The following is a 24,567-nucleotide window of genomic DNA, read 5'->3' as shown; positions in this document are numbered from 1 at the left end:
CCTCATCGGCCTCTGCACCTAACCTCTGTTCTTGTTCGGTTCCCATCTCTCCATTTCGGGCTCCATGCATCAGGCGCTGCTCGAAGCCGAGCGCTATGGCATGGACACGGTTCAGGTCTTCACCAAAAACCAGCAGCAGTGGAAGACCAAACCCCTCGAAGCGGACGCAATCAAGAACTGGCTCACCGAACTCAAGCGACTCGGTTGGCGGGACCGCGTCGTCAGCCACGCCGGCTATCTCTCCAACCTCGCGAGCCCGGACAATGAACTCTGGGAAAAGTCCGTCGATCTCATGACTATTGAGATCGAGCGCTGCGAGACGCTCGAGATCCCCATCCTCGTACACCATCCGGGCGCGTACACGACCTCTTCCGCCGCTCAAGGCATCGATCGAATCGCCCGTGCGTATCAGGAACTCTTCAATCGCACGAAAGGATTCCGCACGATCGTCTGTCTCGAAGGAACCGTCGGGGCCGGTTCGCAGCTCGGAGGCACCTTCGAAGAACTCTCCCAGATCCGTGCCGCGGCAATCGAACGATCCGCACCTCCCGAGCGCATCGGCTACTGCCTCGACACCTGCCACCTGCACGCCGCGGGCTATGACATGAGCACTCGTGCTTCCGCCGACGCTGCCATCGAGCAATTCGACAGGATTTGCGGGCTCGCCAACCTTCGCGCCATGCACCTGAACGACTCCAAGGGCAAAGTCGGCTCAAAGCTCGACCGGCACGAGCACCTCGGCCGCGGCACGATCGGCGGCGAACCCACCCCCGTCGGCCTTTCCGCCTCAGGTTTTGCTTCGTTCGTGAACCACTCCAAACTCGCCCGCGTACCCATGATCCTCGAAACCCCCAAGGGAGAGGATGAGAAGGGGCGTTCATGGGATGCAATCAATCTTGCACTACTGCGGTGCTTACGGTCCGGTCAGACCGTTCTCGGGCCGATGAAGGCCGGACCGTCCCGCACGCGCCCCCGAAATAAAAAAACTCTAATCCAAACAAAGTCCGTCAAATCAAGGTCCATATCAAGGTCCATATCAAGGTCCAGAAACCCCCTGAAAAAAGCCGATCCAAGGAAGCCATGACGCCAGGCAACTTCAATCTCTACCACCGGGCCTTCACTCGAATCGTTCTTGCGGGAACCGCCGCGGCATTGACTGGCTGTTCTTCGGGCGGGGGCAGCGCTTCTGGACCCGCAACCAATCAGTCTGAGGCTTCAACATCCGGTCCTATCACAGACATTCCCGACTCCGGCCCGAAGACGCGTGATGCGATTGCATTGGCCTCGTTGCAGAGAGCGGAGGCCCTGGCCAAGTCCGGTATGACGCGTCCGGCCCTCGTCGAATTCGAACGGGCGATTGAAAACAACCCCAGCCTGCCCCAGGCCTACATCGGCGCCGCCGAGATTTATCGCGGACAGGGCGATTATGAATCAGCCTCGGTGCGATACCGGCAGGCCGCGGATCTCATGCCTCAGAATTTCGAGCCCCGCTACAACGAGGGCTTGATGCTCCAGCTTCTGCACCGGCTAACCGAAGCCGTGCGCGCCTACCTCAAGGCGCTTGAAATCAAGCCAAACGATTTCGACGCGAACCTGAACATTGCCACTGCCTATCTCGAAATGAACGAGCCCGGCAGCGGCCTGCCCTACGCCCAGCGCGCCGTGCAGATCAATCCGCGCAGCGGCCCGGCCCACGCCAACCTCGGCTCGATCTACGGCGCACTCAACCGCCACCAGGATGCGGTCAACGAATACCGCCAGGCGCTCGAGCAGGTCGAACTCTCTCCCCCGCTGCTCCTCAACCTTGCCAACAGCCTCGGCAAAGTCGGCCGCTATGACGAGATGGTCAACACGCTGAATCAGGTCATCAAGATTCAGCCTTCCGCCGCGGCATACGAACGCATGGGCTACGCCGAGTTCAAGCTCTACAAGTACGACGAAGCGCTCAAGTACTTCCGCACGTCGGTGGAAATCGATCCAAACTACGCCCCCGGTCACACCGGTGTCGGCGTCTGCCTGCTGAACGAATACGAGTTTTCCAAGCGCCAGAACGATTCGCTCAGGTCCGAGGCGCTCTCCCACCTGCGCACCAGCGTGCAGCTCGATCCGCGCCAGACGCAGGTCATCGACATCATCAATCGCTACCGGTAGTCGGCCGCGGCGAAGTTCGAACAACCGCTGCGCATATCCTCCTGTGATATGCCCGATTCCAAGCTTCTCGAAGCCTTTCAGACCCCTGCCGAATCGCCCTTCGTCATCGAACATGTGAACGAGGAGTTCACGAGCGTCTGCCCCGTCACCGGTCATCCCGATTTCGGCTCGATCACCCTGGTCTATGAGCCCAAGGGCGCCAAATCCGGCGGCACCTGCGTCGAGCTCAAAAGCCTCAAGCTCTACTACCAGTCCTTTCGCAACGAAGGCATCTACTACGAAGCCGTCACCAACAAGATCCGTGACGATCTCGCGGCACTCATGAAGCCCGCGTGGCTGCTTATCCGCACCGATTGGCGCGGCAGGGGCGGCATCCGCTCGCGCATCTTCGCGACGCAAGGCGACGTGCCCAAGCACTGGCTCCGCTGATCCGCTACCGCTTTTCCTCGATCGGGAGGAAGTCGGTCGCGCTTCCCGACGCCCACGCCTTGAAGCGCGGCCAGAACACTTCACGCAGCAGGATCTTGATGCACGCCGCCAGCGGGATCGCGATCAACAGTCCATAGACGCCCATCAACGCGCCGCCCGCAAACGAGGCGAAAACGATCGTCGGAGTCGCCATCCCCGTCGTGTTCCCCTGAATCGTCGGTGTCAGCACGTAGTCGTCGATGAGCTGGCACGACATGTACACGATGATGGGACCGAGCACGATCCACCACCACGTGGACTGCCAGTGCACCGAACTCGGGTCGATCGCCATCGCGATGATGACGATCGGGATCATGAGGGCGTGCACATAAGGCACAATAAAGAGCGCCCCGACCAGCGGCCCGAAAACCAGCGGCGCCGGCGCGCCGATGATCCAGTAGCCGACGGTCGCCCACACGCCCACGATCGCGCAGATGATGATGCGCCCGCGCACGAATCCCGCGATCACCTGATCCATCTTGTGAACCAGGTCGATCACTTTCCACTTTCGCTTCTCGGGGATCAGGCTCTCCCAGAACGCGAGGACTTCTCCCCAGCCGGTACAGAAGAAGTAGAAGAAAAAGGCCGTCAGCGCCGCGCCGAAGACCACGTAAACGAACGAGCGGAGAAAACTCGCCGCGACCGCGAAAACGCTGACGCTGGTCAGCGCCGCCTGCTTGCCGATCTCCTTGGAATTGTCACGCAGCCAGACGAGAACCGATTGGACGAGCCCCGCCGCCTCCGATTCGTGCCCCGAATCCTTGGCTTCGAGGCGCTTCTTGTTCTCCGCAACGAGGAAATCCCTGATCCTGCCCCAGCCCTCGGCGTGCACCCGCTGGTTGAGCTGCTCGTCGTCGGGCGCTTCGACCGAACGCATGAGCAGATCGACATTGCGGGTCGTGGTTTCCGCGAAGCGAACGCCCTGCACGACGGCGAACGTGGCGCCGAGCACGGTCGGCACCACGATGAGAAGCACCGCAAAAAAAACGATCAGGAGAGCGCCGCCCCGACGCGAAGCCATCTTCTTGCGGACCATCCACGCGACCAGCGGCTCGAACAGGTACGCGAGCAGGAGCGCGAGGAGAATCGGGACGGTCACGACGCTCGCCAGATACCCGAGGTACACGACCCCCAGGATCATCAGCACCAGCAGCACGTCGCGCACAGGCTGGATCTGCCAGAGCCGCATCGACTTCCAGTCAGGAGCCGCTGAATCCGGTGCGTCCTTGGCCGATTTTCCGGCGGGTTCATTCACGCTCAAAGACTACCCGGTTTCGGCACGCCACGCGCGAAGCGGCGGTCAATCCCGCGCGACCTCGTGCACGGTCCGAAAGGCCTCGTGGAAATCGAAGACCTGCTCGAAGTCTTCCGGAGAATCATCTTCGGTCTTTCGCATCAGTCCCGCATCGACCATCGCAAAAACAATCTTTCCGAAGTCTTCCGTGCCCTTGATGTTCCAGCGGTGCAGCACAGTCCGCGCCAGAAGCCCGTACCGCTGCAACGCGTAATTCCGCAATCCCAGGCACAGCTGCCGCCCGTTGATGTGTCGGCTCTCTTCCGTCGGAGCCAATTCCTTCGAGTCGTCGCGCAATCCGTGAATCGACTGCACCGTGTGCGAAAGGCCCTCGCTGACAAAGTGGAACGCCTCGGGCGGATAGGGCGCGAGGCTCTTGAGCAGATTCCAGTCAACCTTCAGTGGGTGCGCTTCCTCGCCGGCCTTGGCAGGGGACTTCTTCGGTGAATTCGGCACAGATTCGGACACGTGGTCGCTCCCGGGTGCGAATGGCCGCAACGGCCCTCGCACTTCATTTGATTCGGCAAACTCTACGCCGGTTTGCGATTCTTTGATCCATTTCGATTGCCGGAAACCAAACGCATACCGTCCGGGGGCTTGCTGATATAGACGTTTCCACGCTCCGTCCAGCGCAACAGCCGTTTGGCCCACGCGCCGGCCGAATCGATCCCGACTCGTCTGGAGCGCTCGCTCTTTCTCTGGCCGGCCTCCGCCCGTTCCAGCCATAGCTCGTCGCTCGTGCACAGATCCACGCCATTCAGCCTTCGATCGATCCCGAGCGCTTGGCAAAGCCTTCCCGGCCCGGCGCACAGCAATCGCACCGATTCAACCCCCCGGTTTTTTCTCATGGTTTCGAGCGAATCCGTGTCCGGTTCGAGGGCGCGAAGCAGCACCGCCTGCGGCACTCCCTCCTCCGCGCACACGATGTTCATGCAGAAGTGCATCCCGTACGTGAAGTACACGTACGACGTGCCCGCCTTGGCGTACATCGCTTCGTTCCGCGCCGTCCGCCTCCCGCCGAACGCATGACTCGCACGATCCTCGGACCCGATGTACGCCTCGACTTCCACGATGATCCCGGAGAGCCGCGTTCCGTCGGCAAGCCGGTGCACCAGGCGCGTGCCGATCAGGTCCGGTGCAAGGACAACCGATTCGCGAGCAAAAAAAGATCTTGGAAGGCGCGCCACGTTCGATTTCACGCGTACGCGTGCAGGCCGGGCAATAACAGATTTACGCCGAAGTAGGTCCACAACATGACGAAGAAACCCACCACGCTCAACCACGCCGTGACGAGCCCCTTGTTCTTCCCCGTCGTAAGCCGCACATGGATCACGATGAGATACACAATCCAGGTGATCAGCGCCCAGGTTTCCTTCGGATCAAACGCCCACCACCGTCCCCACGAGTGATCCGCCCACCAGGCGCCGAGCAGAATGCCCACGCCGAGCGTCCAGAACGCCAGTTGCAGCACCGTCATCTGCGCCGTGTCGAGTTCATCGAGCGTCTTCTGCCGCGCGGGGGAGAACTCCGGCGCGGACTCCTGCACGGTAATCGTCGGTCCGTTCGCTGATCCGAGCGCGACCTGCGCGACCACGGTCGCGCCCGAAGCGCCGCGGAACTTCGCCGCGTAGTGCGTCACGAGATAGAACGAACTGACGATAAACCCAAGCGAAATCAGCCCGTAACTCACGAGCACCGTGGTGACGTGGTACTTGAGCAAGATGCTCGTGTTCAAAATCGCCGCTTCCCGCTCGATGCTCTGACCCGGGATCGCAGTCTGGGTCGCCGTGATCAACACCAAAAACCCGACCCCCGCCGCCGCGGCACCGAACAAGTATTGCCGCTTGAACACCAGGATCACAAACCCCACAATCGCCGCGAAGAGCGACAGCCCGGTCATCGACTCGAACTGATTCTGGATGGCAAACCGCTCTGCGATGATGCATCGAGTGATGAATCCGAACGCGTGCATCCCGATCGCCACGACAAGCGTGGCGATTCCAAAGTTGATCAGCCACCGGCGCCCCGTTCCGAAACCCAGAACGAGCGTGAGAAACGAGAGGAAGTACGCCCACATGCCCCATTCGAACGCTCCCGACCTGTTGTACGCCAATTCGAGCGAGCGGCGCGAAGTGGGATACTGCGCCGGGTTGATCTTCGGCAATTCCGAGGCAAGCGTCGCGATCGCGGCATTTGCCTTCGCCGCATCGCGATCGCGCCATGCCTGGCCAAGGCTCGCCGCCGCGGCGCGGACCGGACTCGATGGCGGCAGTTGCGAAACGTGCAGCCACGGCTTCTCAGCCGAATCGGGCGCGACCAGCATCATGTTCGCCTTGCTGAGCCGCCACATCTCGAGCTGCTGATCGAGCCTGTTCAGCGCCTCGCGATACGGCGCTTCGGCCGAATACTCCTCCGCGATCTTGACGCCGAAATCGTTCACCATCCGGGGGCTGATGCGCTGCAGCTTCAACCACCGTTCGGCAACCGCTTCGTCTTTCGGGAATGCCGCTTCGAGAAACGCCCGCCGCAGCGGCAGATAGTCGACCGCGAGCAGTGGCTTGTCGTAGTAGTACGCCGGATCGATGATCAGGTCGAGCAGCGTGAAGATCGGGTCGTATGAAAGCTTCTTTCCCGCGCCGCTCGGCAAGCCCGAAGAATCGACCTTCGCCCCATCGGTCGCAACCACATCGAAATAGCTCCTCTTCCCCGTCAGCTTGAGCACCGTTTCGCGAGCCAGGGTGTCGAAGATCTTCACTCGCCCATCGTGCCAGACCGCGAGCGAACGCAGCGGTTCGAGATCGAGCTTCGATGCAAACGCGTGGTTGTCCGCGATACTCGGCGAGTGTCCGATCGGCTTTGCCTCACCGAACGCGCTCGGCAACTCCGCCGCCTCGCGCGCGATCGGTTCCGCGGCAGGGTGCGCGTTCCCGTCCGGCGCGGTCTGCGCGCTCGCGGTTCGCGCCCCGCACGCCATCGCGGCGCACACGATCAAGGCCGGCCACACGAAGCGAATGACTCGATGCATACGACACCTCTCGCGCACTACGACGCGGCGGATTCAACCGCCGCCGGCTGCTTGCGCACGACGACAACGGTCGGCGCAACCTTGCGACCCGGCGGCACATATTCGCCCTTTGCGATCAATTCCTGGATCTGCCGCTTCTCGCGACGCACCAGATACGGCTTCAGATAGAACGCCCACGGAATTCCCAACCCCATCAGGATTCCCCCGAGCGCGATGATGTGAATCCCGGGATTGTTCCCGACCTGCAAAATCGTGAATCGCGCGCGCGGTGCCGTGATCATCCCGGCGTCCGCCAGCTTCTGCGATTCGCGCCACCCCTCCTGATCCCACGCCGCCTGGCTCATCTTGAATTGGTTCGGATCGAGACCGGTCGCCAGCCGCAGCACCGTATTCGCGATCCACGGTCGGGAATCCGACCAGAGGAACGGCGCCGTCAGCGGCTCGTTCAGGCTGCACGAATGAACGAACGGCATAAAGGTCGACTCCCCGCGCGGTTCGACCTGAATGACCGACTCAAAGTCCCTCGGCGCGCCGCGGTGGTCGTACGCGATCATCTTGAAATCGACGAGCCGCACCGCGAAGTCCCTGAAAACATGACGCAACCGGCCGAACGCGAGTTCGATCTGGCGCCCATCGGGCAGATCGATCCGCTTCGTCGCGCCTTTTTCGGTGCCGATGTATTTCTGGAACGGAAGCCAGACCACGGTGCTCCACGACTTGTCCAGTTGTTTGCCGGCGATCGGCGCCATCGGCGCGAGCGAAACTTCGACGGCAAGCAGCGCTTTATCGTGCGTGCCGACCTGGCGCTTGTCCTGATCTTCTTCAGCAACGGGAACCGGCCTATCCGAGCGCACCGCGTGCGCCCAGCGCTGATCGACTTTCAGGCTCAGATTCGGAAAGAACTCTTTGAGCATCCCGTCCGCAGGAAGATCATCGATGATGCTGACCTTGCCGCCCCGCTGGCGGATGATCGCGCGCGTCTTGGGATCGCCCTTTTCATCGATGCGCTCGTCGAAATACACCTGCACCAAGTTCGCATCGACATATGCGATCCGGATCCCCGGGTCCGCGTCTTTGCGATTCGGTCTCCCGTCCGGCTTGGGAGTGTTCATGATGTCCTGATTCAGTTCGGAGAAACGGTGATACACGTAGCGTGTATACCCGTCTCCATTCGGAGGCTGAACCCGCACCACCGCGACACTGCTCGTCGCGCCCTTGTGCGATTCGGTCACGATCGGAAACGGCGGCTCCGGTGTGAGTTGCTCGACCGTCAACTTGTACCCGCCGATCGAGAACTGTGAACCGACCTGCACGGGAACCACTTTCCGAAGCGGCGCTTCCGCCGGCGTCGCCGAAGGAATCTCGACGATCAGCGCGTGCTCTGTATCCGGCGGCAATTGCACCGACAAATCGCTCCACCGCTGATCGCTCATCCCCGCATCGGGCCCGAGGGTGTACTCGATGCCGAGCACGTCGTTCGCCGCGAGCCGACGCGCCGGCAGGTTCGGAAGGAAATTGAACGAGAACACCGGCTTCTCATTCTTTTTCCCGTCCGCATCCGGCAGGGCGCTGTACAGAAAAACCGAGCGCAGCGGATTGAAGCGAAATCCATCGCGAAAAGAAGTGAGCGAGGCGGGATCAACCTTGCGCCAATCTTCCGCGCTCTCCGCATACGCGCCATATCCGACAACACGAAACTTGATGTCCGCATCGACGATCGCGCTCTGCGGATCCGCCGGCGAATCCGGCACCGCGATGTCGAGCGCCGGCAGCGAGGGCTGCAACTCCCACGGCTTGCGCCGACCCGAAATTTCGAGGATCGATTCGCCTCCGAAAGCCGAAAGGTTGTAGTTGTTGTAGCGCGGCACGCCCTCGATCGGACGCTGGTCGAATCCATCGCCGCCCCAGCTGCGGATCTGCTGAACGTAGAGCGCGACGCGGGTGGAATCGAAGAAGGAATTGACGACCGGACCCGGCGCGGATTTTCCGGGCTCGGACGGGATCGGCTGGCCGGCGAGCAGCAGCGTGTCGCCTTCGCGCTTCAGACCGTTGTAGTAGACGCTGCCCAGCGCGATGAGCACGATACCGGAGTGCACCGTGAGCACACCGATGTTCTTCACATTGAACTCGATTCGCCTGAGCGTTGCGACCACCATGTTCAGCACGAACAGCACGAGGATCACGCGCAGCGGCCACCACCCGTAGAACTCGAGCTCCGACATTTCCATACCCGGAAGCCGGCGGAGCGTGATCGCCTTGTTCGCCTCGATGAATTCCGCGAAGAAGCGCAACCCCGAGCGCGTCACCGGGTCGTAGTGAAGAATCGGCCAGAGCCAACGATACCAAATGAGCGCACCAAGCGCGATCGCGCCGATCACGGCGACCGTCGTCGCGAAGAAGCGCGGCGCGGGGCGAGTTATTGAGGCGCAAACCGGCAGCACGAGCGCTGCACAAAGAATCGCGATCACGGTGATGAGCGTCGCGCCGTAAAAAACCTGAGTAAGCCCGAGCACGAGAATTCCAACCGGAACACTGGCGAGGATTCCGTAACAGGCAACGAGAACCAGAAGCACCACGGCGAGCGGGATCGAAGAGAACGCGCGCAGGAGTGCTTTGGCGGGCCACGCCCAGAAGGGGAAAAACTGATCGTCCCATGCGAGACTTCGTCGCCACTTTGCGCTCATGGAGAACCCTTGCCGCGCATCGGAATCGCGGCCCGAAAGTTTAGGTTTGCGGGGCCCGAATTGTGCGGAAATCGCCGCAAAATCGATGCGAATTCTCTTATCTAGATCACACGCACAATCGAGGATTCTGGAGCGAGCGCCAGCTTCCAGAGATTGCGAGGATCAAGACCCGATTCGCCGACACGGAGTGCGCAGAATCCGGCGATCTCACCACCCCGATTCAGCGTGAAGCGCGAAGGCTCCAGGCCGAGCGCGATCGCCCCGCGCACGGTGAGCATCTCGAGCAGAAGTCCCGGATCGCAGCCGTCGCGCTCAAATAACAACTTCGCATCATCGAGCGGAGAGATTCGGGCCGATGCTCCGGCGGCGTGAGACTCCGGAAGATTGATGATCGAATCGGTTCCGAGGCAGACGTTGATGCCGCACTCGAGCAACCGGCGGTAGCGATGCGGTCCGAAGACTTCGGGAGCATCAAAAAAATCTGACGCGCGCGGGCAGTAGGCGACGTGAATCGGCGCGACTCGATTCGCCGCAGCGAGCAATTCCACATCGTCGTCGGAAAGATCATTCAGGTGGACAAGAAGCATCGGGCTCGCGCGATCCTGAAGAACCGGCGCGAGGTGCGCGACGGGAGAATTGCCCTTCCCGAATTCTTCGAGCAGCGCCGGGTTCCAGAGCCCGAGCGATTCGAGCAACCGGCGCTGCGGGCCCGATGCACGCGCCACAAACTCGCGCTCCTCCGGCGATTCGGCGAGATGCGTCGCGATCGGCAGGCGATCTCTCGCGGCGCGGGCGATCGCATGCCGGTAACCGGCGCGCTGAACCGAATACGGCGCGTGCGGCTGCAAGCCGACCCGCACACGACCGGGCGGCATCGCCGATGCTTTGGCGATGACACCGTCGGCTCGTTCGAGAGCACGCGGGACGGAATCGCCCATCGCGAAGAACTCAACGAACGACACGCCGGCCAGGCCCGAATCGCGGAGCGCGTGAAAGGGCTGGATCGACGCTGCGCCCTGCACGGCACCGGCGATATCCCCCACCGCGGCAACCCCGCCCGCGATCGAAAGCCGGGCGCCCGTCAGAATTGATTCCCGAATCGCCTGGGATTCATCGAGCCGGCTGCTCCGGACCAGATCGACGAATGCCGCGAACCCTGAGCGCGGCTTCGGACCGATGTGCGTCAGGTCGAGATGGGTGTGGGCGTTGACGAACCGTGGCGTGATCACGGAGTCGGCGAGGTTGATCCGGATAGCGCGTGCCGCGGCCGGGTGAAGGTCAATCCGGGGGGGCGCATCCGCGGCGAGAAGGCGGATGCCGGCCGTTGAAACCTCAAAGAGCAGCGAAGCCGGAGCGAGGGCAAGAGGCCGGGGACCGGCGTCAACTGCGCCCGCGGCATCAAGACGGTAAGTACCGGGGGCGAGCGAGTTTGGGATACCCGTTGGATTCATGACAAGCGAGCGCGACTTCCGATACAAAAGGCCGGCGCGGCGAGCCCGTGCCCGGCGAAACAGGATACGATCGCGCAGGACAACTGCCCGGCGTCCAGTCGCTTGACGCAGCGCGTGGGCAATCAATCACGGAGCGATTCTCGAATGTCACTTTTCAGCGGAATCCAGCGCGGTTTTTTGACGGCCCTTCTCGGGCTCGCTTGCCTGACGGCCGGGCTCGGTGGCTGCGTCAATCAGGGCGAATACGACCGCCTGTACGAGACCAATCGCGGGCTGACCGATCGCAACGCGACCCTGCAGCGTGAGCGCGACGATGCGCTCGCGGCGCGGGACCTGACACGCCAGCAACTGGCCAAGACCGAGGCGGCACTTGCCGCTTTGCAGGCCCAGAATGACGAACTGATGCGTCGCATGCGCGAATCCGGCCTTTCGCTAGCCGATCTCGAGGCCCGCTTGAAGGGTCTCTCGGTGGCGATGCTCGATGCCGACACCGACTCGCTGCTCCGCCAGCTCGCCGCCCAATACCCGGATCTGCTCCTGTACGACGACGCTCGCGGCATGCTCCGGTTCGCGTCGGACTTGACCTTTGCTTCGGGTTCGGACGCGATCCAGCCCCAGGCCCAAGCGGCCATCGCGGCCCTCGCCGGCATCCTGAAGAACCCTGTTACGGCAAAGTATGAAGTGATCGTCGTCGGCCATACCGACGCGCAGCGCATCAGCGCCAACACGGCCAAGCGCTTCCCCACAAACGTGCACCTGTCGGCGGGACGCGCGATCAGCGTTCGTTCGGCGCTCGCGAACGACGGCGTCGTTCCGGGCAAGATGCAGGTCGCGGGCTGGGGCGAATTCCGCCCGGCCGTGCCAAATACCCCCAGCGGCAACACCCCCCAGAATCGGCGCGTTGAGATTTACCTGATGCTTCCGAAGAACCCGGCGGACATCACCACGATGAACGAATCGATTCCGATGGATTCGAGCCAGTCGGTGACGCCCGACCGCTCGAGCCCGCCGCCCCGAGCGCCCGACATCAACAAGTAACCGGAATCACCCGGTTCGCGTCATTCGCGACTTCTGGACTCTCAAAACAGACCCCCGCCCCGCACCTGCGGGGCGTTTTCTTTTCCTGCCGGCCGATCACTCTCGCCACTACGCTTGGCGTCGATGAGCGATCCTTCCCTCCAGAGCACGAGCGAATCTTCGACGGTCGGTGTGATCGGCCTCGTCGCCTCGGTCGGTGAGGCGGTGCGGGAAGCGCTCTCTGTGTCGGGCGCCTGGCTGGTGTCGCTGGTTGTCGGCGCGGCCGATTTTTCTCGATTCTGCGGCGCGGTGCTCATGGGCCTTCCGCACTTGCGAACCTGGGCGCGGCGCGACCGGCTCATGCCTCAATTGTTCTTCGTCGGCACAACGTCGATCCCCGTTTTGGCTCTGACCGGCGCGTTCATCGGGATGACGCTTGCGTTCGAGGGATATCCGCAGTTTCGAGCGATCGGCCAGGAAGGCCGCCTGGGCGGAGTCATCAACATCTCGGTGGTGAAGCAGCTCGGGCCGGTGCTCGCCGGAGTCATGCTCGCCGGGCGAGTCGGTTGTTCGCTTGCCGCGGCGCTCGGCTCGATGCGCGTCACCGAGCAGCTCGACGCGATGCGGGCGATGGCGAGCGACCCGATCCGGGTGCTGGTTGTTCCACGCGTTGTCGCGTGCGTGGTGATGATCCCGGCGCTGACGGTCGTGTCGAATCTGTGCGGAGTGCTGGGCGGCCTTCTCGTCACGATCTACTTCTACGGCGCAGACAGGGAGCAGTACTTCTATTACAGTCAGCTGCTTGTGAACTGGTACGAAATCGCGCAGGGGCTCGTCAAGAGCCTGTTCTTCGGCGCCGCGATGGGCATGATCGCCTGCTACAAAGGATTCAATTGCCGTCCGGGAGCCGAGGGTGTTGGCCGGGCGACCACCGAGGCGTTCGTCGCGAGTTTTCTTGCGATCATCCTGCTCGGGCTGGTCATGGCGAAAGTCGGGAACGATATCGGGCAGATCATTTACGGCGGCAGCACGAGCGTTTTCCGTTAGCGCGGAAGATGCGATGCGCTCTCCTCAAACCGCGGCTTTCGAATCGCGCTTCCGACGCGGTGCCGCAATGATTGCGAGCGATGCGAGCAGGATCATCGTGCACCATGCCGCGGCGGGAAGTGTCCACCCGGTTGCGTTGAGCGCATCCATCGTGAAGCGGTTGTTGGGACGCTGGGTCTGCGGCGTCACGGAAGCGGCTGCCTGGAACTGCCAGGTGTCGGGGGGGAGTTGGCCGGGCTTGGGTTCACGATCGGGCTTGCCGGACGGATATGTGTAGCGCTCGTGGATGAGTTTTCCGTTGTCAAACTCGTAGAAGTCGTACGCCCAGCCGGACTTCCAGACGTCCTGCCATTTGCCGGGCTCGGCGCCCTGCATTGGCGAACGCGTGACGATCGCAAGGCGCTCGGGTACTTCGCCGGCGCGCACTTTTTCTTCGAGCATCGGGCCCGTCATGTGGCGAGCTTCGGCGAAGAGCAGCACTCGGAACCAGTCGTTGTGCGCGACGAGATCGGGGAGGTGCGGATTGCCGGGAACCGCCACGCGGAGCCGCAGATTCTCCTGCCCGTACTCGACGTTCACAAACCAATTGGGCGTGCCCGGGTTGATGTCGGTGATGTGGACCGGAACACCCTTGAACTCGAAGTCCCGCTTCACGATCTCTTTGAAGAAGTAGACCTTGCGTTCCTGGAGATTGTGCTCCGCGACGCGTCTCGCCATCGTGTAGACGCTGAGCGCAAGACCGCCGGCGGACAGAACAGCGACCGCGAGCGCGATGCGGCGCGCCAAGTTCACGAGTACTGCTCCTTTCCTGCTGACGTCCTTTGCGAATCAGTGCTGCACGGGCTCGGCAGCCTTGGGCTCGTGTTTTTCGGGCTCGGCGTGACCGGCCGGGGCGTGATCGCCCGCGCCGTGGGCGCCGTGCTCATCGTGCGCGACAGGCGCTTCGGCGCTGAAGAGACCGGCGGTAATGCCGGGACGGTTGATCGAGATGTTGCCGGAAGAGTTCGGAACGATATTCGCGTGCTTGTGCGGGTGCGCGAGGATCGACTTCATCCAGTTGTACTTGTCCACACCGACCTCGGCGATCTTGCGCTCGCGCCAGAACACCACGGGCGCCTGGTTGATGATCGGCGCATCCTTGCCCCATCCGGCGTGAATGCCGCCTATCCCGCCGGCTTCGACCTGGTGCGCCTTGATCGGGTTGATCATGCCGCGGGTGCCGAGATCGAGGAGCGTGAAGAAAAGGAAGAGCGCGAACGCGAGGAGACAGAACAGAAAGACGACGGTGTTGATAGGGTTGCTGTACCTGAGCAGCATGAAGAACATCAGCACGAGCGTGGCCTTGACCGTGGCAATGCTCATCGCCACGATGACGTTGACCCAGCGGGGCAGTTCGTAATGCAGCGCGGATTCGATCCATTTCTCGGCCTGGGCCGCGCCGACCGTGAGCGCCGTGAAGGCGAGCAGGATCACCAGGATCGACTTGAGCGTCATGCCCGAAACGATGTGGTGCGAGTGCTTGGTGTACGCGCCCATGCCGTGCGGATCGAGTTCGTCGAACACTTCGGGGGCGGCTGCGTGCGGGGTGCTCATGCGTCGGTCTCGATTGGAAGGAGTGTCGTGAGCGGACGGAAGGGGTGCGATGGGCTTGGGTGAACAGGCAGACTATCGCGCGCTGGCGTTAGTGGATCAGATACAGCAGAGGGAAGAGGAAGATCCAGATCAGATCGACGAGGTGCCAGTAAAGGCCGGTGTTCTCGACCATGGTGTAGTGGCCGGGGCCGTACGCACGGAAGAACAGAGCGCGCCGGAAACACCACGCGATCAGAGTCATCCCGATCACGACGTGGAGCGCGTGAATGCCGGTGGCGCAGTAGTAAATGCTCCACCAGAGCGGCTCCCAGGCGTCCTCGGAGAACGCGTAGGAGAAGAACTGGCCCGGCGCCTTGCCGCCGTAGCCGGCGACGTGATGGAAGAGACCGCCGAGGGCCTTGCCGTCGACGAGTTCTTTATAGTGTGAGAGTGCCGGATCGAACGCGATGAACCATCCCGAGAGTTTGGGTGTGTACTCGAAGGTGAACTTGATCGCCAGGAACGCCAAGCCGCAGACGAACGTGGTGGCCAGCAGCCACCTGCCCTCGCGCTGACGGTCGAGCTGGAAAGCGCGGATCGACGCTGCCATCGTGTAGGAAGAGATCAGCAGCACAACGGTGTTGAGCGCGCCCCAGCGCCAGTCGAGGTACGACGACCCATTGACGAACGCCTCGGGGAACTTGAAGCGCATGACCGTGTAGCCGCAGAAGAGCCCGGCGAACAGCAGCACTTCCGTCGCGAGAAAGAGCCAGAAGCCCAGCGTGCACGCATCGAACTCTTCATCCGCCGTGCGCCAGTGGTGTCCGGGCAGATACCGCTTCCAGAGAGGCTCGGTACTGCCCTGCACATCTGCGCCCAGCGGATTGGATCTTGAATCGAGTGTGGTCATGCCTGTTTCTCGTGTGGAACCGGGTCAGTGCGCGTTGGCGGGAAGATTCGGGAGGGGATAGTCCTTCGAGCTCCAGTGCGGCGGCACGGTGGTCTCGAAGTCGTACGGTCCGTGCGTCACGATCGGCTCGTGATCGAAGTTGTGCTCGCTCGGCGGGCTGGCGGCCTCCCACTCCAGCGTCAGACCACCCCACGGGTTCGCGGGCGCCTTGCGACCGGCGACCAGCGAGTGGATGAACACGAAGAGGTGGATCAGGAAGCCCAGGAGCAGAACATACGATCCGACCGTGGACCACACGTGCAGCGTGTGGTATTCATCGACGTAGCTCGCGTATCGACGCGGCATGCCCTGCGTTCCGAGGAAGAACTGCGTGAAGAACGTCAGGTTGAAGCCGACAAAGACGGTCCAGGCGCCGACGTTGGCCCAGAACTGGTTGTACATCTTGCCGAACATCTTCGGCCACCAGTGGTGCAGCCCGGCGACGAAGGTGATGATCGTGCCGCCCATCATGACGTAGTGGAAGTGCGCGACGACGAAGTACGAATCGTGCAGGTGGAGGTCGGTCGCCAGTGCGCCGAGGGGCAGGCCGGTGAGCCCGCCGATCGAGAAGAGGAAGAGGAACATCAGCGCGTAAAGCATCGGCGTCGTGAGAGCGATCGAGCCCTTGTAGAGGGTCGCGATCCAGTTGAACACCTTGACGGCCGTCGGAATCGCGACGAGGAAGGTGAGCGCGGAGAAGACGGTGGCGCCGAGTTCGCCGGAGCTGGCGAACATGTGGTGGCCCCAGACCAGGAAGCTGACGAGCGCCACGCCCAGCGACGCGAACGCGACCGCGCGGTACCCGAAGATCTTCTTGTGGGAGTGGACCGGGATGATTTCGCTGATCACGCCGAAGGCGGGCAGGATCATCACGTATACCACCGGGTGGCTGTAGAACCAGAAGAAGTGCTGGTAGAGGACCGGGTCGCCGCCGAGCGACGGATCGAAGATGCCGATCCTGAACATGCGTTCGAAGCAGAGCAGGAGCAGCGTGATTCCGATCACGGGGGTCGCGAGGACCTGGATGATGCTCGTCGAGTACATGGCCCAGATGAACAGGGGCATGTCGAACCAGCCCATGCCGGGCGCCCGCAGCTTGTGCACGGTCACGATGAAGTTCAGGCCGGTCAAAATCGAGCTGAACCCGAGGATGAACGCGCCGAGCACCATCAGCACGACGTTCGCGTGATCGGGATCGGTGGTCGTCGAATACGGCGTGTAGAACGTCCAGCCGGTGTCCACGCCACCGAGAATGATGGAGCAAACCGCAAAGATCGAACCCGTCACGTAGATGTACCAGCTGAGCAGGTTCAGCCTGGGGAAGGCGACGTCCTTGGCGCCCAGCATCAGCGGGATGAAAAAGTTTCCGAGCGAGGCGGGGATGCTCGGGATAATCACCATGAAGACCATGATCGCGCCGTGCAACGTGAACGCGCGGTTGTAGAGCTGGTTGCCGTAATCGACCGAGCCGAGTTTGTTCTCGTCCTTGGGCGGGAGCCATCGCGCAAGGGTTTGGCCGACGATCTCGGTCTTCATGACCGGCTTTCCGTCGGCATCGACGAGCGGTTTGCCTTGCGCGTCCACGGCCTGCACCGTGATCGTGCGCACAGGGTCGAGCAGCTCTGTCCGAACCGCGATCGCCGCGAGCCCTCCCAGGAAGAACATGAACAAAACCGCGACAAGGTACATCACGCCGATCTTCTTGTGATCGACGGTGGTCGCCCAGTCCCACACGGTCGCGAAGAACCCGCCCTTGGGCGTGAGGTAACTCCCCTCGTGGTGGTGGCCGTGGCCCCCGCTCCCTCCGAGTTCGTGTGCTCTGGAATTGTCAATGGTCGTCATAACGTGCCTCGATTCTGATCCCGGCTGCTTACTTCTTCTCGGTGGCGGGTGCTTCGCTCTTGGTCGCGTCGGGCGTTGCCTGAGCGGGAGCGTGCTTGCTGATGCTTCTCATGAACGCGAAGAGGCCCTGCAGGCGGCGCTCGTCGATCTGCGCCGTGGTGTAGATGGGCATGTTGGACGGGTAGCCGTCGACGATCTTTGCCTGCGGCGTGTAGATCGACTCGCGGATGTAGTTGTCGTCGGCCAGGACCGAACCTTGGTTCGTCGGCTGCTGGCTTCCGTAGAGGTCCTTCCAGGTGGGTGCGGCACCCTTGCTGCCGTCGAGCGTGTGGCACGCGCTGCAGCCCTGCGACTGGTAAACGAGCTTGCCGATTTCCTCGGGCGTTTTGCCCTCGATGTTCCACTCCTCGACCTTGGCGAGGTAGTAAGCCATTGGAACCACGCGGATGATGCCGAGCATTTCAGAATGCTGGTCGCCGCAGTATTCGGCGCAGAAGATGAAGTGATCGACGTAGCGGACTTTCTCGCCCTGGGCCGTCACGATGTCGTTGCCCGTGGAGTCCCGCAGCGTGTTCGATTCCGCATCGGGCCCCTTGGCCTGGAACCAGTAGGTCGTGTAGCGGTTGGGGAAGACGTCGAACTTCACGCGGAAGTCGGGCACCCAGAAGGAGTGCATGACGTCCTGGCTGATCATGTTGAGATGAACCGGCACGTCGGCGGGCATGTAGAAGATCGGCACGGGCCGCGCCCCGGGCGAACCGTTCTCGCCGCCGAACTGGGTGCTGTCCGGGCCGATGAGCGTGCGCTCCGGGCTGGATGCGCCGTTCGGGTAGGTCACCGTCCAGTCCCACTTCTTGGCGGTCAGCGTCATCTGGAGCGCATCGCCGGGAGCGACAAGCTTGTCGATGTACACGTGAAAGCCTTCAAGAAAGATGTAGAACAGGAAGAAGCACGGGATGATCGTCCAGATGAGCTCCAGCGGCGTGTTGTGCGAGGGGCTGTACGGCGCGGGGACCCCGGGGCGGCGCCGATACTTCACCACGCAATAGACCATGATCGCCATCAGGAAGATGAACCAGCCGACGCCGATCCAGAAGATCTCCATGAAGAGCTTGTCGGTGAGCTTGGCGTTCTCGTTGACGCCGAAATTCTGAAAGAACCATCGCCAGCCGTTCGCCCACAGCCCTTGCGGGCTTTCGGCGAGCGTGGTGGTCCAGCTGTTTGTCAATGTCTTCAGCACACCGTCACTCCGTAGTCATACTCAGGAAGAGAAGGAAGTCCCTTGCGCCGGGCCGGAGCCGGGCGCGCGAAGCTCCTCTCCGCCGTTCTCAACGATTCGATTGTCCTGAACCGCCCGCCCTTCGCTCCCCGGTTGCGGGCGCTTGCGACGCGCGCGATCGATGAACATCAGCCCCGCGATCAGCGAGCCGACCGCCACGATCGAGACGATCGCGCCGAATTTCATGACGCGCATCGCCTGCAGCGTGTACGCGCCCGCCTTCGGGTCGTACATAAAGCACCAGCTCATCATCAATTCGCTGACACCCTTGGCGATCTTCCCGTCCGATGCTTCGAGCAGCGCCAGCTTCATCTGTTCGGCCAACGCCTTGTCATCGCCCAGGAAGGGCGACAGGTACCGGGAAATCCTCCCGTCGGGCGTGAGAATCATGAAGACCGACGAGTGGGCAAACTGGCCGTTGTCCGCCACCCGATACTTGAATCCGAGCGCGTTGGCGAGTTCGCGGTTTGCGGCGGCCGTCCCGACAAAGAAATTCCAGTTGTCGGCCACCAGCGGATTCATCTTTCCGTTGTCGCCGAGACCTTCCGGGTAGTTGCCGAGAACGTACGACTCCTTCACCTGCATCGCCCGCTTGGCCGTCTCGGTCGAATCGAAACTGAAGTAGGCGACCTTGAAGTCCTTGCCGATTTTGTAGTCGAGCCGGCGAAACGCGCCGGCGAGCTTATCCATCGTTGCGCTGCACACAACCGGGCAGTCGTAATACACCAGCGTGACGAGCACCGGCCGGTGTTTGCCGCCGGAAGCCGCCGTGCCTTTTTCGAGATCGAACAGATCACCGAGCCGGACCTCTTTGCCTTCGGCGCTCGTGAAGCGCAATTCCATCGGAACGAATGCGCCGACCTTCTGGTCGGTGTCGAGCCCGGACGTCGTCGCGCCGGTCGCGGGCGCCACGCCGGACTTTGAGGGGTCGTAGGTCCGCGCGATCTGCGCGGAGGCGCCGCCCGCGATGATCGCGGTGGCGGACACAAGGGCGAGAAGCTGGTGACGCTGTGCGAACACCGAATTCGTTCCAGAAAACTACCGTTGCTGATACCGCTTGACGACCCGATCGATCGCGCGATCGACCGGGATTCGAACCGTCTTGGTCGCCGGATCAACAACGCCGAACGTCGAAAGATCCGTTTCCATCTGGCTCTTCATCACGTTGTAGAGCTGGGCGCCGCCGATCGTCTCGACTCGTGCTTCCTGCACCTGGCGCACGGTGACGTTGAAGTAGAGGACCGTGACGAGAATGAAGACCGCGGTAAAACCGAAGATCACGAGCAGCACCACAAACGTGTTGGTGGTGTTGACGGTCGCGGCGTGCTCGTGCTGCGGAATGCCCTCAGCCAGCGTGTGGTGATGCCACGCGTCAGCGTGTCCGTGTGGTTCGTGGCTCGACATAGAAAAACCTCGCTGCCAGACGTCCAAATGCAATTACTGCCAAACCGGAAAAACTGCTGTCAAACGGAATATTCTAGCCCCAATGGGGTTTCGTAGGAGTTGAAAGACTAGATGTAGTTCTTGTGGGAGATCGCCTCGGGAAGCCTCGGATCACGAAGCGGGATCAAAGCCAAAGACGCCACGCGGCGACTCAGGAAGAAGCCGAGCAGACCGACCATGCCGAGCACCGCGCACAGATCGATCCAGATGCCGCTCAGGGGCGACAGAGCCATGGTTTCGCTCGTTCGCGTCGTGACCATGGGGCGGACGATGTAGAACATGTCGGTGAAGTGGATGAACAGCATCCAGATGGCGACCAACGCGAGTGCCGTGGGCGAACGCTTCACGCCGCGGAAGAGCAGGATGAGGAACGGCACAACAAAGTGTCCGATGGCGAGCAGGAAGAAGACGTATTGCCAGCCGTCGCGCTTGCGGACGAAATACCAGGCCGTTTCTTCGGGAACGTTTGAGTACCAGATGAGGAAGTACTGGCTGAAGGCGATGTAGGCCCAGAACACCGTGAAGGTGAACATGAGCTTGCCGACGTCGTGCAGGTGCTCGGAGGTCACGAGTCCCTCGAGCTTGCCGGCGCGTCGCAGGGGAACGACGATCAGCACGAGGGCCGCGACGCCGCTGAAGGCGGCGGAGGCAAAGTAGTAGACGCCCCACATGGTGCTGAAGAAGCGGAAGTCCATCGACATCAGGAGATCGAACGCGGCAAACGCGGTCGTCAGTGCAAAGGCGAGCATGCCCCAGGCGCTCGTGAAACGAGCCTTGTTGGAGAGCCACTTGTCGCCGTTCTCGTCCTGCTTGCGCGAAAAGCCCGAGAGCTGCATCGCGATGATCGTCCAGACGACGAAGTAGAGTGCGAGGCGGACGAGGAAAAACGTGTTGTTGAGATAGGAATGCTTTTCCTCAAGAATGATGTTGCTCTTGTATTTCTGGCTCATCCAGAGATAGAGCGTGCCATCGCCGAGGAACATGTCGTAGAGCGGGACGATCGACGCGACGATGAGCATCACGGGCGCGAGAACCATGAGGTTCTCGAGTTGGCGGCGCAGGGTGACGGACCATCCCGCGGCAAACAAGTGCATGGCGAGGGTGAAGAACATGCCGCCGAGGCAGATTGCGAGGCAACCCATCGCGGCCATCTGAAGACTGGCGAGCGCGTGAAGCTTGCCTCCCGACATGAATCCGCTGCCGATCGCCGCGCCAAGACCGACAACGGCGACGATGACGAAGAGCGTGGAGAGGCTGCCGCCGCCGCTCATGCGGACGTTGCTGTCGCGCAGCAGATGGTCGTACGAATGATCGTCGTGGAGCACGGTCTCGTGCTCGTGTGCTGCGATGGAACTCACTTGCCACCTCCCTGAGGTTGCGGTGTCGGTTGCTCGGCGGGCGCGGCCGGTGGTGCTGCCGGAGCGAAAGCAGGAATCGCGGCAGCGCGGAGCTTTTCTTCGAGGGCGGGGCGCTCGGATTCGGGAACGTCCGAGAGCGGCACGGCGCGCGATTCCTGGAGCGTTCGGAAGTAGGCGACCACGGCCCACGCCTGCATCTCGTCGAGTGCGTGTCCGTAGGGCGGCATTTTCTGTTCGCCGTTGGTCGTCACGCCGTAGCGCACCGTGTGGAAGATGTAGCCGTCTTTGCCGGTGTACTGCTTCACGTCCTTGTACTTGTCATCGAAGAAATTGGGGAGTGCGTAGGACCAGGCCTGACCGACCATGCCCTTCCCCGAGCCGTCGAATCCGTGGCAGACCGAGCAGTAGATGTTGAACTTGGTTTGTCCGAGCTTGATGAAATCGGGGGTGACCGCGATCGAGGCGGGGATTCTGTCGACGTAGTTGACCGTGCCGTCGGCGTTCATGCCCTTGGTGCCGAAGTACACCTCTTCGCCGTCGCGAAGGAGGGCGACGCGCTGTTCCGCCCACGGCTTGCCCCACGACTGATCGCCCGTGATATCCACGCGCCCGAATGCGACGACGTTCGCGGGTGTTTCACGCATCGTGCGCTTGTTCGCGTAGAACGGGGTCTCGGCCTGCGGTGCCCACTTGGGCTGATCGTCCATGTCGGGGAAGAACTGATGCGGAGGCTTCTCGCTCCGGTCCCCCCGGCAGCCCTGCGCGCCGAGCGCGGCGAGCACTCCCGCGGCGATCGCGAGCGTGCTTCCGGTGATTTTCAGATCGTTGTTCATGTTCATCCGTTGCTCGGTGGATTCGTGAGTCAGTCACCTTCGACCAGATCGATGTTTTTGCCGCCCAGACGTTCGAGCATCGCACGAGTCTGATCCGGATCAAACTTGTCGTCGGCGCTCTCGATGCAGATCGCCAGCGTGTCGTCGCTGCAGGAAAGGAAGCGCTCCTTCCTGAGGAGCGGGTGGTTGTGCCGGGGCAGACCGTTGAACGCGAGCATGCAGATCAGCGCCGAGAAGGCGGTGAAGAGGATGCCGAGTTCGAAGGTGATCGGAACGAAGGGCTCCCATGGGCCGTAGGGTTTTCCCTGAACGACGAGCTGGTAGTTCACGCCGCTCATCCAATACTGCATCAGGAAGCCGAGACCGGCGCCGGCAAGACCGATCAGTGCACAGGCAAGCGGAAGCTTCGTGCGCTTCTGACCCATCGCCTCATCGATGCCGTGAATCGGAAATGGCGCGTACACATCCCACTGCGAGTATCCGGCGTCTCGCACTTTCTCGGCGGCGTGGTAGATATCCGCCGGCGTCGCGAACTCCGCAATCACGCCGTACACGTTTTCGCCGCTCTCGGTGACATAAACCTTGCGTTGCTTCGCCATGGCTTAGTGACCGTCCTTTCCGTGACCGTGTCCACCTTCGGGGTGATGATGCGGACTGGCTTGAGGCAGAACCGCCTTGACTTCGGCCATCGCGAAGACAGGCAGGAAACGGAGGAACAGGAGGAAGAGGGTCAGGAATATGCCGCACGAGCCGACGAAGATGCCGATGTCCACGGCGGTCGGCCAGAACATGCTCCACTCGCCCGGCAGGAACGCGCGGTGAAGGCTCGTGACGATGATCACGAAGCGCTCGAACCACATGCCGATCGTCACGAAGATCGAGACGATGAACACGATGAGCGCACTCTGGCGGCAGAACCGGATCCAGAAGACCTGCGGGCTGACGACGTTGCAAAAGATCATCGTCCAGTACGCCCACGCGTAGGGCCCGCGTGCGCGGACGTTGGTGAACAGGAACGATTCGTACTCGTTCCCGCTGTACCAGGCGATGAAGAATTCCATCGAATAGGCAAAACCGACGATCATGCCGGTCGCCAGGAGCACCTTCGCCATGTTCTCGATATGGCGGAGCGTGATCAGGTCCTTCATGTTGGGGAAGAGCTCACGCGCCGGGATCAGGAGCAGGAGCACCATCGCGAAGCCGCCGAAGATGGCGCCAGCAACGAAATAGGGCGGGAAGATCGTCGTGTGCCAGCCGGGCAGGATCGACGTGGCGAAGTCGAACGAAACGATCGAGTGCACGCTCAACACCAGCGGGGTGCTGATGCCCGCGAGCACAAGATACGCGACTTCGTACCGATGCCAGTGGCGGCTGCTGAAGCGCCACCCCATCGCGAGGAACCCGTACACGTACGCGCGGATTGTGTCGGTCCGCAGCGGCAGGAAGGGAAGCACGCGCGGACCCTCGCCGTTGCGGCGGAGGCGCAAGTCGGCCCGATCGCGGAGCGTCGCGAAATCGGGGATCATGCCCATATACCAGAACAGCAGGGAAACCGTGCCGTATGTGCTGACAGCGAACACGTCCCACAAAAGCGGGCTCTTGAAGTTCGGCCAGATGGCGTTGCTGTTGGGGATCGGCAGGAGGAACCACGCCATCCACTGGCGGCCGATGTGGATGCCGGGGAATGTCGCGGCGCAGATAACCGCGAAGATGGTCATCGCTTCGGCGCTGCGGTTGACCGCCGTGCGCCACTTCTGCTTGAGCAGGCACAAGATCGCCGAGATCAGCGTTCCGGCGTGACCGATACCGATCCAGAAGACGAAGTTGGTGATATCCCAGGCCCAGTCGACCTGGTTGTTGAGACCCCACGCGCCGATGCCGGTGATGATCAGGTAGAGGATGAAGAGCGCACCGATCTGCGCGATGGTGAAGGTCATGCCAAAGACCGGCAGCCACCACTTTCCGGGCGGCTTCTCGGCGTAGCCGCACACGATCTCCGTGATGTCGTGGAACGAGCGGTTGTTGAGAACCAGCGGTGCGCGGACCGCCGGATCATCCACAAGCGATCCATCGCCCGTGCCGGGCGGCACGGGATACGTCGGCAGTTCGCCGCTTGCGAGCCCGGCCAATCGGCGGGCGGCAGCTTCATCGGGA

At 62.1% G+C, this 24,567-nt stretch carries 22 protein-coding genes; 5 read left to right on the top strand and 17 right to left on the bottom strand.

Features of this window, described 5'->3' with window-relative positions; all coding sequences use genetic code 11:
- The first annotated feature begins 31 nt into the window (after positions 1 to 31).
- The 3 genes from KF691_04880 to queF are packed head-to-tail and all read left to right on the top strand — an operon-like array spanning position 32 to position 2,580.
- Complete coding sequence (locus KF691_04880) at positions 32 to 1,084, top strand: deoxyribonuclease IV (GenBank protein ID MBX3388769.1); 1,053 nt, start codon at positions 32 to 34, stop codon at positions 1,082 to 1,084.
- Entirely contained in the window at positions 1,081 to 2,151 is a 1,071-nt protein-coding gene (locus tag KF691_04875) for a tetratricopeptide repeat protein (GenBank protein MBX3388768.1), read from the top strand. The genes KF691_04880 and KF691_04875 overlap by 4 nt, the downstream gene beginning before the upstream one ends.
- 48 nt (positions 2,152 to 2,199) lie before the next feature.
- The gene (gene queF, locus KF691_04870) at positions 2,200 to 2,580 is read left to right on the top strand and encodes a preQ(1) synthase (protein ID MBX3388767.1); all 381 of its coding nucleotides are present in this window, start codon (positions 2,200 to 2,202) and stop codon (positions 2,578 to 2,580) included.
- 4 nt (positions 2,581 to 2,584) lie between these two features.
- On the opposite strand, the gene KF691_04865 is transcribed toward queF, so the two are convergent.
- The 6 genes from KF691_04865 to KF691_04840 all read right to left on the bottom strand — a co-directional run bounded on the left by KF691_04865 (position 2,585) and on the right by KF691_04840 (position 11,073).
- The gene (locus KF691_04865; GenBank protein ID MBX3388766.1) at positions 2,585 to 3,874 is read right to left on the bottom strand and encodes an AI-2E family transporter; all 1,290 of its coding nucleotides are present in this window, start codon (positions 3,872 to 3,874) and stop codon (positions 2,585 to 2,587) included.
- A 45-nt stretch (positions 3,875 to 3,919) separates the two neighbouring features.
- On the bottom strand, positions 3,920 to 4,381 hold the full coding sequence (locus KF691_04860; protein MBX3388765.1) for a hypothetical protein: 462 nt from the start codon (positions 4,379 to 4,381) through the stop codon (positions 3,920 to 3,922).
- A gap of 62 nt (positions 4,382 to 4,443) precedes the next feature.
- Positions 4,444 to 5,100 carry a DNA-3-methyladenine glycosylase gene (locus KF691_04855; protein ID MBX3388764.1) on the bottom strand — a complete coding sequence of 219 codons (657 nt, stop codon included), beginning with the start codon at positions 5,098 to 5,100 and terminating at the stop codon, positions 4,444 to 4,446.
- An 8-nt stretch (positions 5,101 to 5,108) separates the two neighbouring features.
- A complete protein-coding gene (gene ccsA, locus KF691_04850) occupies positions 5,109 to 6,938 on the bottom strand; it encodes a cytochrome c biogenesis protein CcsA (protein MBX3388763.1) in 1,830 nt (609 codons plus the stop codon).
- Between the two features lie 17 nt (positions 6,939 to 6,955).
- Positions 6,956 to 9,622: a hypothetical protein gene (locus tag KF691_04845; GenBank protein ID MBX3388762.1), complete on the bottom strand. Its 2,667-nt coding sequence runs from the start codon at positions 9,620 to 9,622 to the stop codon at positions 6,956 to 6,958.
- Between the two features lie 101 nt (positions 9,623 to 9,723).
- Positions 9,724 to 11,073 (bottom strand): amidohydrolase family protein, encoded by a 1,350-nt coding sequence (locus tag KF691_04840; protein ID MBX3388761.1) that lies wholly within the window; start codon positions 11,071 to 11,073, stop codon positions 9,724 to 9,726.
- 144 nt (positions 11,074 to 11,217) lie between these two features.
- Here KF691_04840 and KF691_04835 point away from each other — a divergent pair, with 144 nt between their 5' ends.
- Positions 11,218 to 12,111, top strand: coding sequence for an OmpA family protein (locus KF691_04835; protein ID MBX3388760.1), 894 nt, complete (start codon positions 11,218 to 11,220; stop codon positions 12,109 to 12,111).
- A gap of 123 nt (positions 12,112 to 12,234) precedes the next feature.
- Positions 12,235 to 13,137 (top strand): ABC transporter permease, encoded by a 903-nt coding sequence (locus KF691_04830; GenBank protein MBX3388759.1) that lies wholly within the window; start codon positions 12,235 to 12,237, stop codon positions 13,135 to 13,137.
- 24 nt (positions 13,138 to 13,161) lie between these two features.
- Here the strand turns inward: KF691_04830 and KF691_04825 are convergent, their stop codons facing one another.
- The 11 genes from KF691_04825 to nrfD form a co-directional block, all read right to left on the bottom strand.
- Positions 13,162 to 13,929, bottom strand: coding sequence for a hypothetical protein (locus tag KF691_04825; GenBank protein MBX3388758.1), 768 nt, complete (start codon positions 13,927 to 13,929; stop codon positions 13,162 to 13,164).
- A gap of 36 nt (positions 13,930 to 13,965) precedes the next feature.
- Positions 13,966 to 14,730 (bottom strand): cytochrome C oxidase subunit IV family protein, encoded by a 765-nt coding sequence (locus tag KF691_04820; protein ID MBX3388757.1) that lies wholly within the window; start codon positions 14,728 to 14,730, stop codon positions 13,966 to 13,968.
- An 88-nt stretch (positions 14,731 to 14,818) separates the two neighbouring features.
- Positions 14,819 to 15,619, bottom strand: coding sequence for a cytochrome c oxidase subunit 3 (locus tag KF691_04815; protein MBX3388756.1), 801 nt, complete (start codon positions 15,617 to 15,619; stop codon positions 14,819 to 14,821).
- A gap of 24 nt (positions 15,620 to 15,643) precedes the next feature.
- Positions 15,644 to 17,347: a cbb3-type cytochrome c oxidase subunit I gene (locus KF691_04810; GenBank protein MBX3388755.1), complete on the bottom strand. Its 1,704-nt coding sequence runs from the start codon at positions 17,345 to 17,347 to the stop codon at positions 15,644 to 15,646.
- Positions 17,348 to 17,528: 181 nt separating this feature from the next.
- On the bottom strand, positions 17,529 to 18,740 hold the full coding sequence (locus KF691_04805) for a hypothetical protein (protein MBX3388754.1): 1,212 nt from the start codon (positions 18,738 to 18,740) through the stop codon (positions 17,529 to 17,531).
- 21 nt (positions 18,741 to 18,761) lie between these two features.
- Positions 18,762 to 19,799, bottom strand: a complete 1,038-nt coding sequence (locus tag KF691_04800) for an SCO family protein (protein MBX3388753.1) — start codon at positions 19,797 to 19,799, stop codon at positions 18,762 to 18,764.
- An 18-nt stretch (positions 19,800 to 19,817) separates the two neighbouring features.
- Entirely contained in the window at positions 19,818 to 20,183 is a 366-nt protein-coding gene (locus KF691_04795) for a hypothetical protein (protein ID MBX3388752.1), read from the bottom strand.
- A 107-nt stretch (positions 20,184 to 20,290) separates the two neighbouring features.
- Positions 20,291 to 21,580 (bottom strand): hypothetical protein, encoded by a 1,290-nt coding sequence (locus KF691_04790; GenBank protein ID MBX3388751.1) that lies wholly within the window; start codon positions 21,578 to 21,580, stop codon positions 20,291 to 20,293.
- The gene (locus KF691_04785; GenBank protein MBX3388750.1) at positions 21,577 to 22,413 is read right to left on the bottom strand and encodes a c-type cytochrome; all 837 of its coding nucleotides are present in this window, start codon (positions 22,411 to 22,413) and stop codon (positions 21,577 to 21,579) included. The genes KF691_04790 and KF691_04785 overlap by 4 nt, the downstream gene beginning before the upstream one ends.
- A gap of 29 nt (positions 22,414 to 22,442) precedes the next feature.
- Positions 22,443 to 23,012: a DUF3341 domain-containing protein gene (locus KF691_04780; protein ID MBX3388749.1), complete on the bottom strand. Its 570-nt coding sequence runs from the start codon at positions 23,010 to 23,012 to the stop codon at positions 22,443 to 22,445.
- Between the two features lie 3 nt (positions 23,013 to 23,015).
- On the bottom strand, positions 23,016 to 24,518 hold the full coding sequence (nrfD, locus tag KF691_04775; protein MBX3388748.1) for a polysulfide reductase NrfD: 1,503 nt from the start codon (positions 24,516 to 24,518) through the stop codon (positions 23,016 to 23,018).
- Positions 24,519 to 24,567: the final 49 nt, after the last annotated feature.

The sequence above is a fragment of the Phycisphaeraceae bacterium genome (genome assembly GCA_019636555.1).
Lineage (GTDB): Bacteria > Planctomycetota > Phycisphaerae > Phycisphaerales > UBA1924 > JAFEBO01.
Note: the sequence above shows the minus strand (reverse complement) of the source record. Positions and strands in the feature narration are given on the sequence as shown.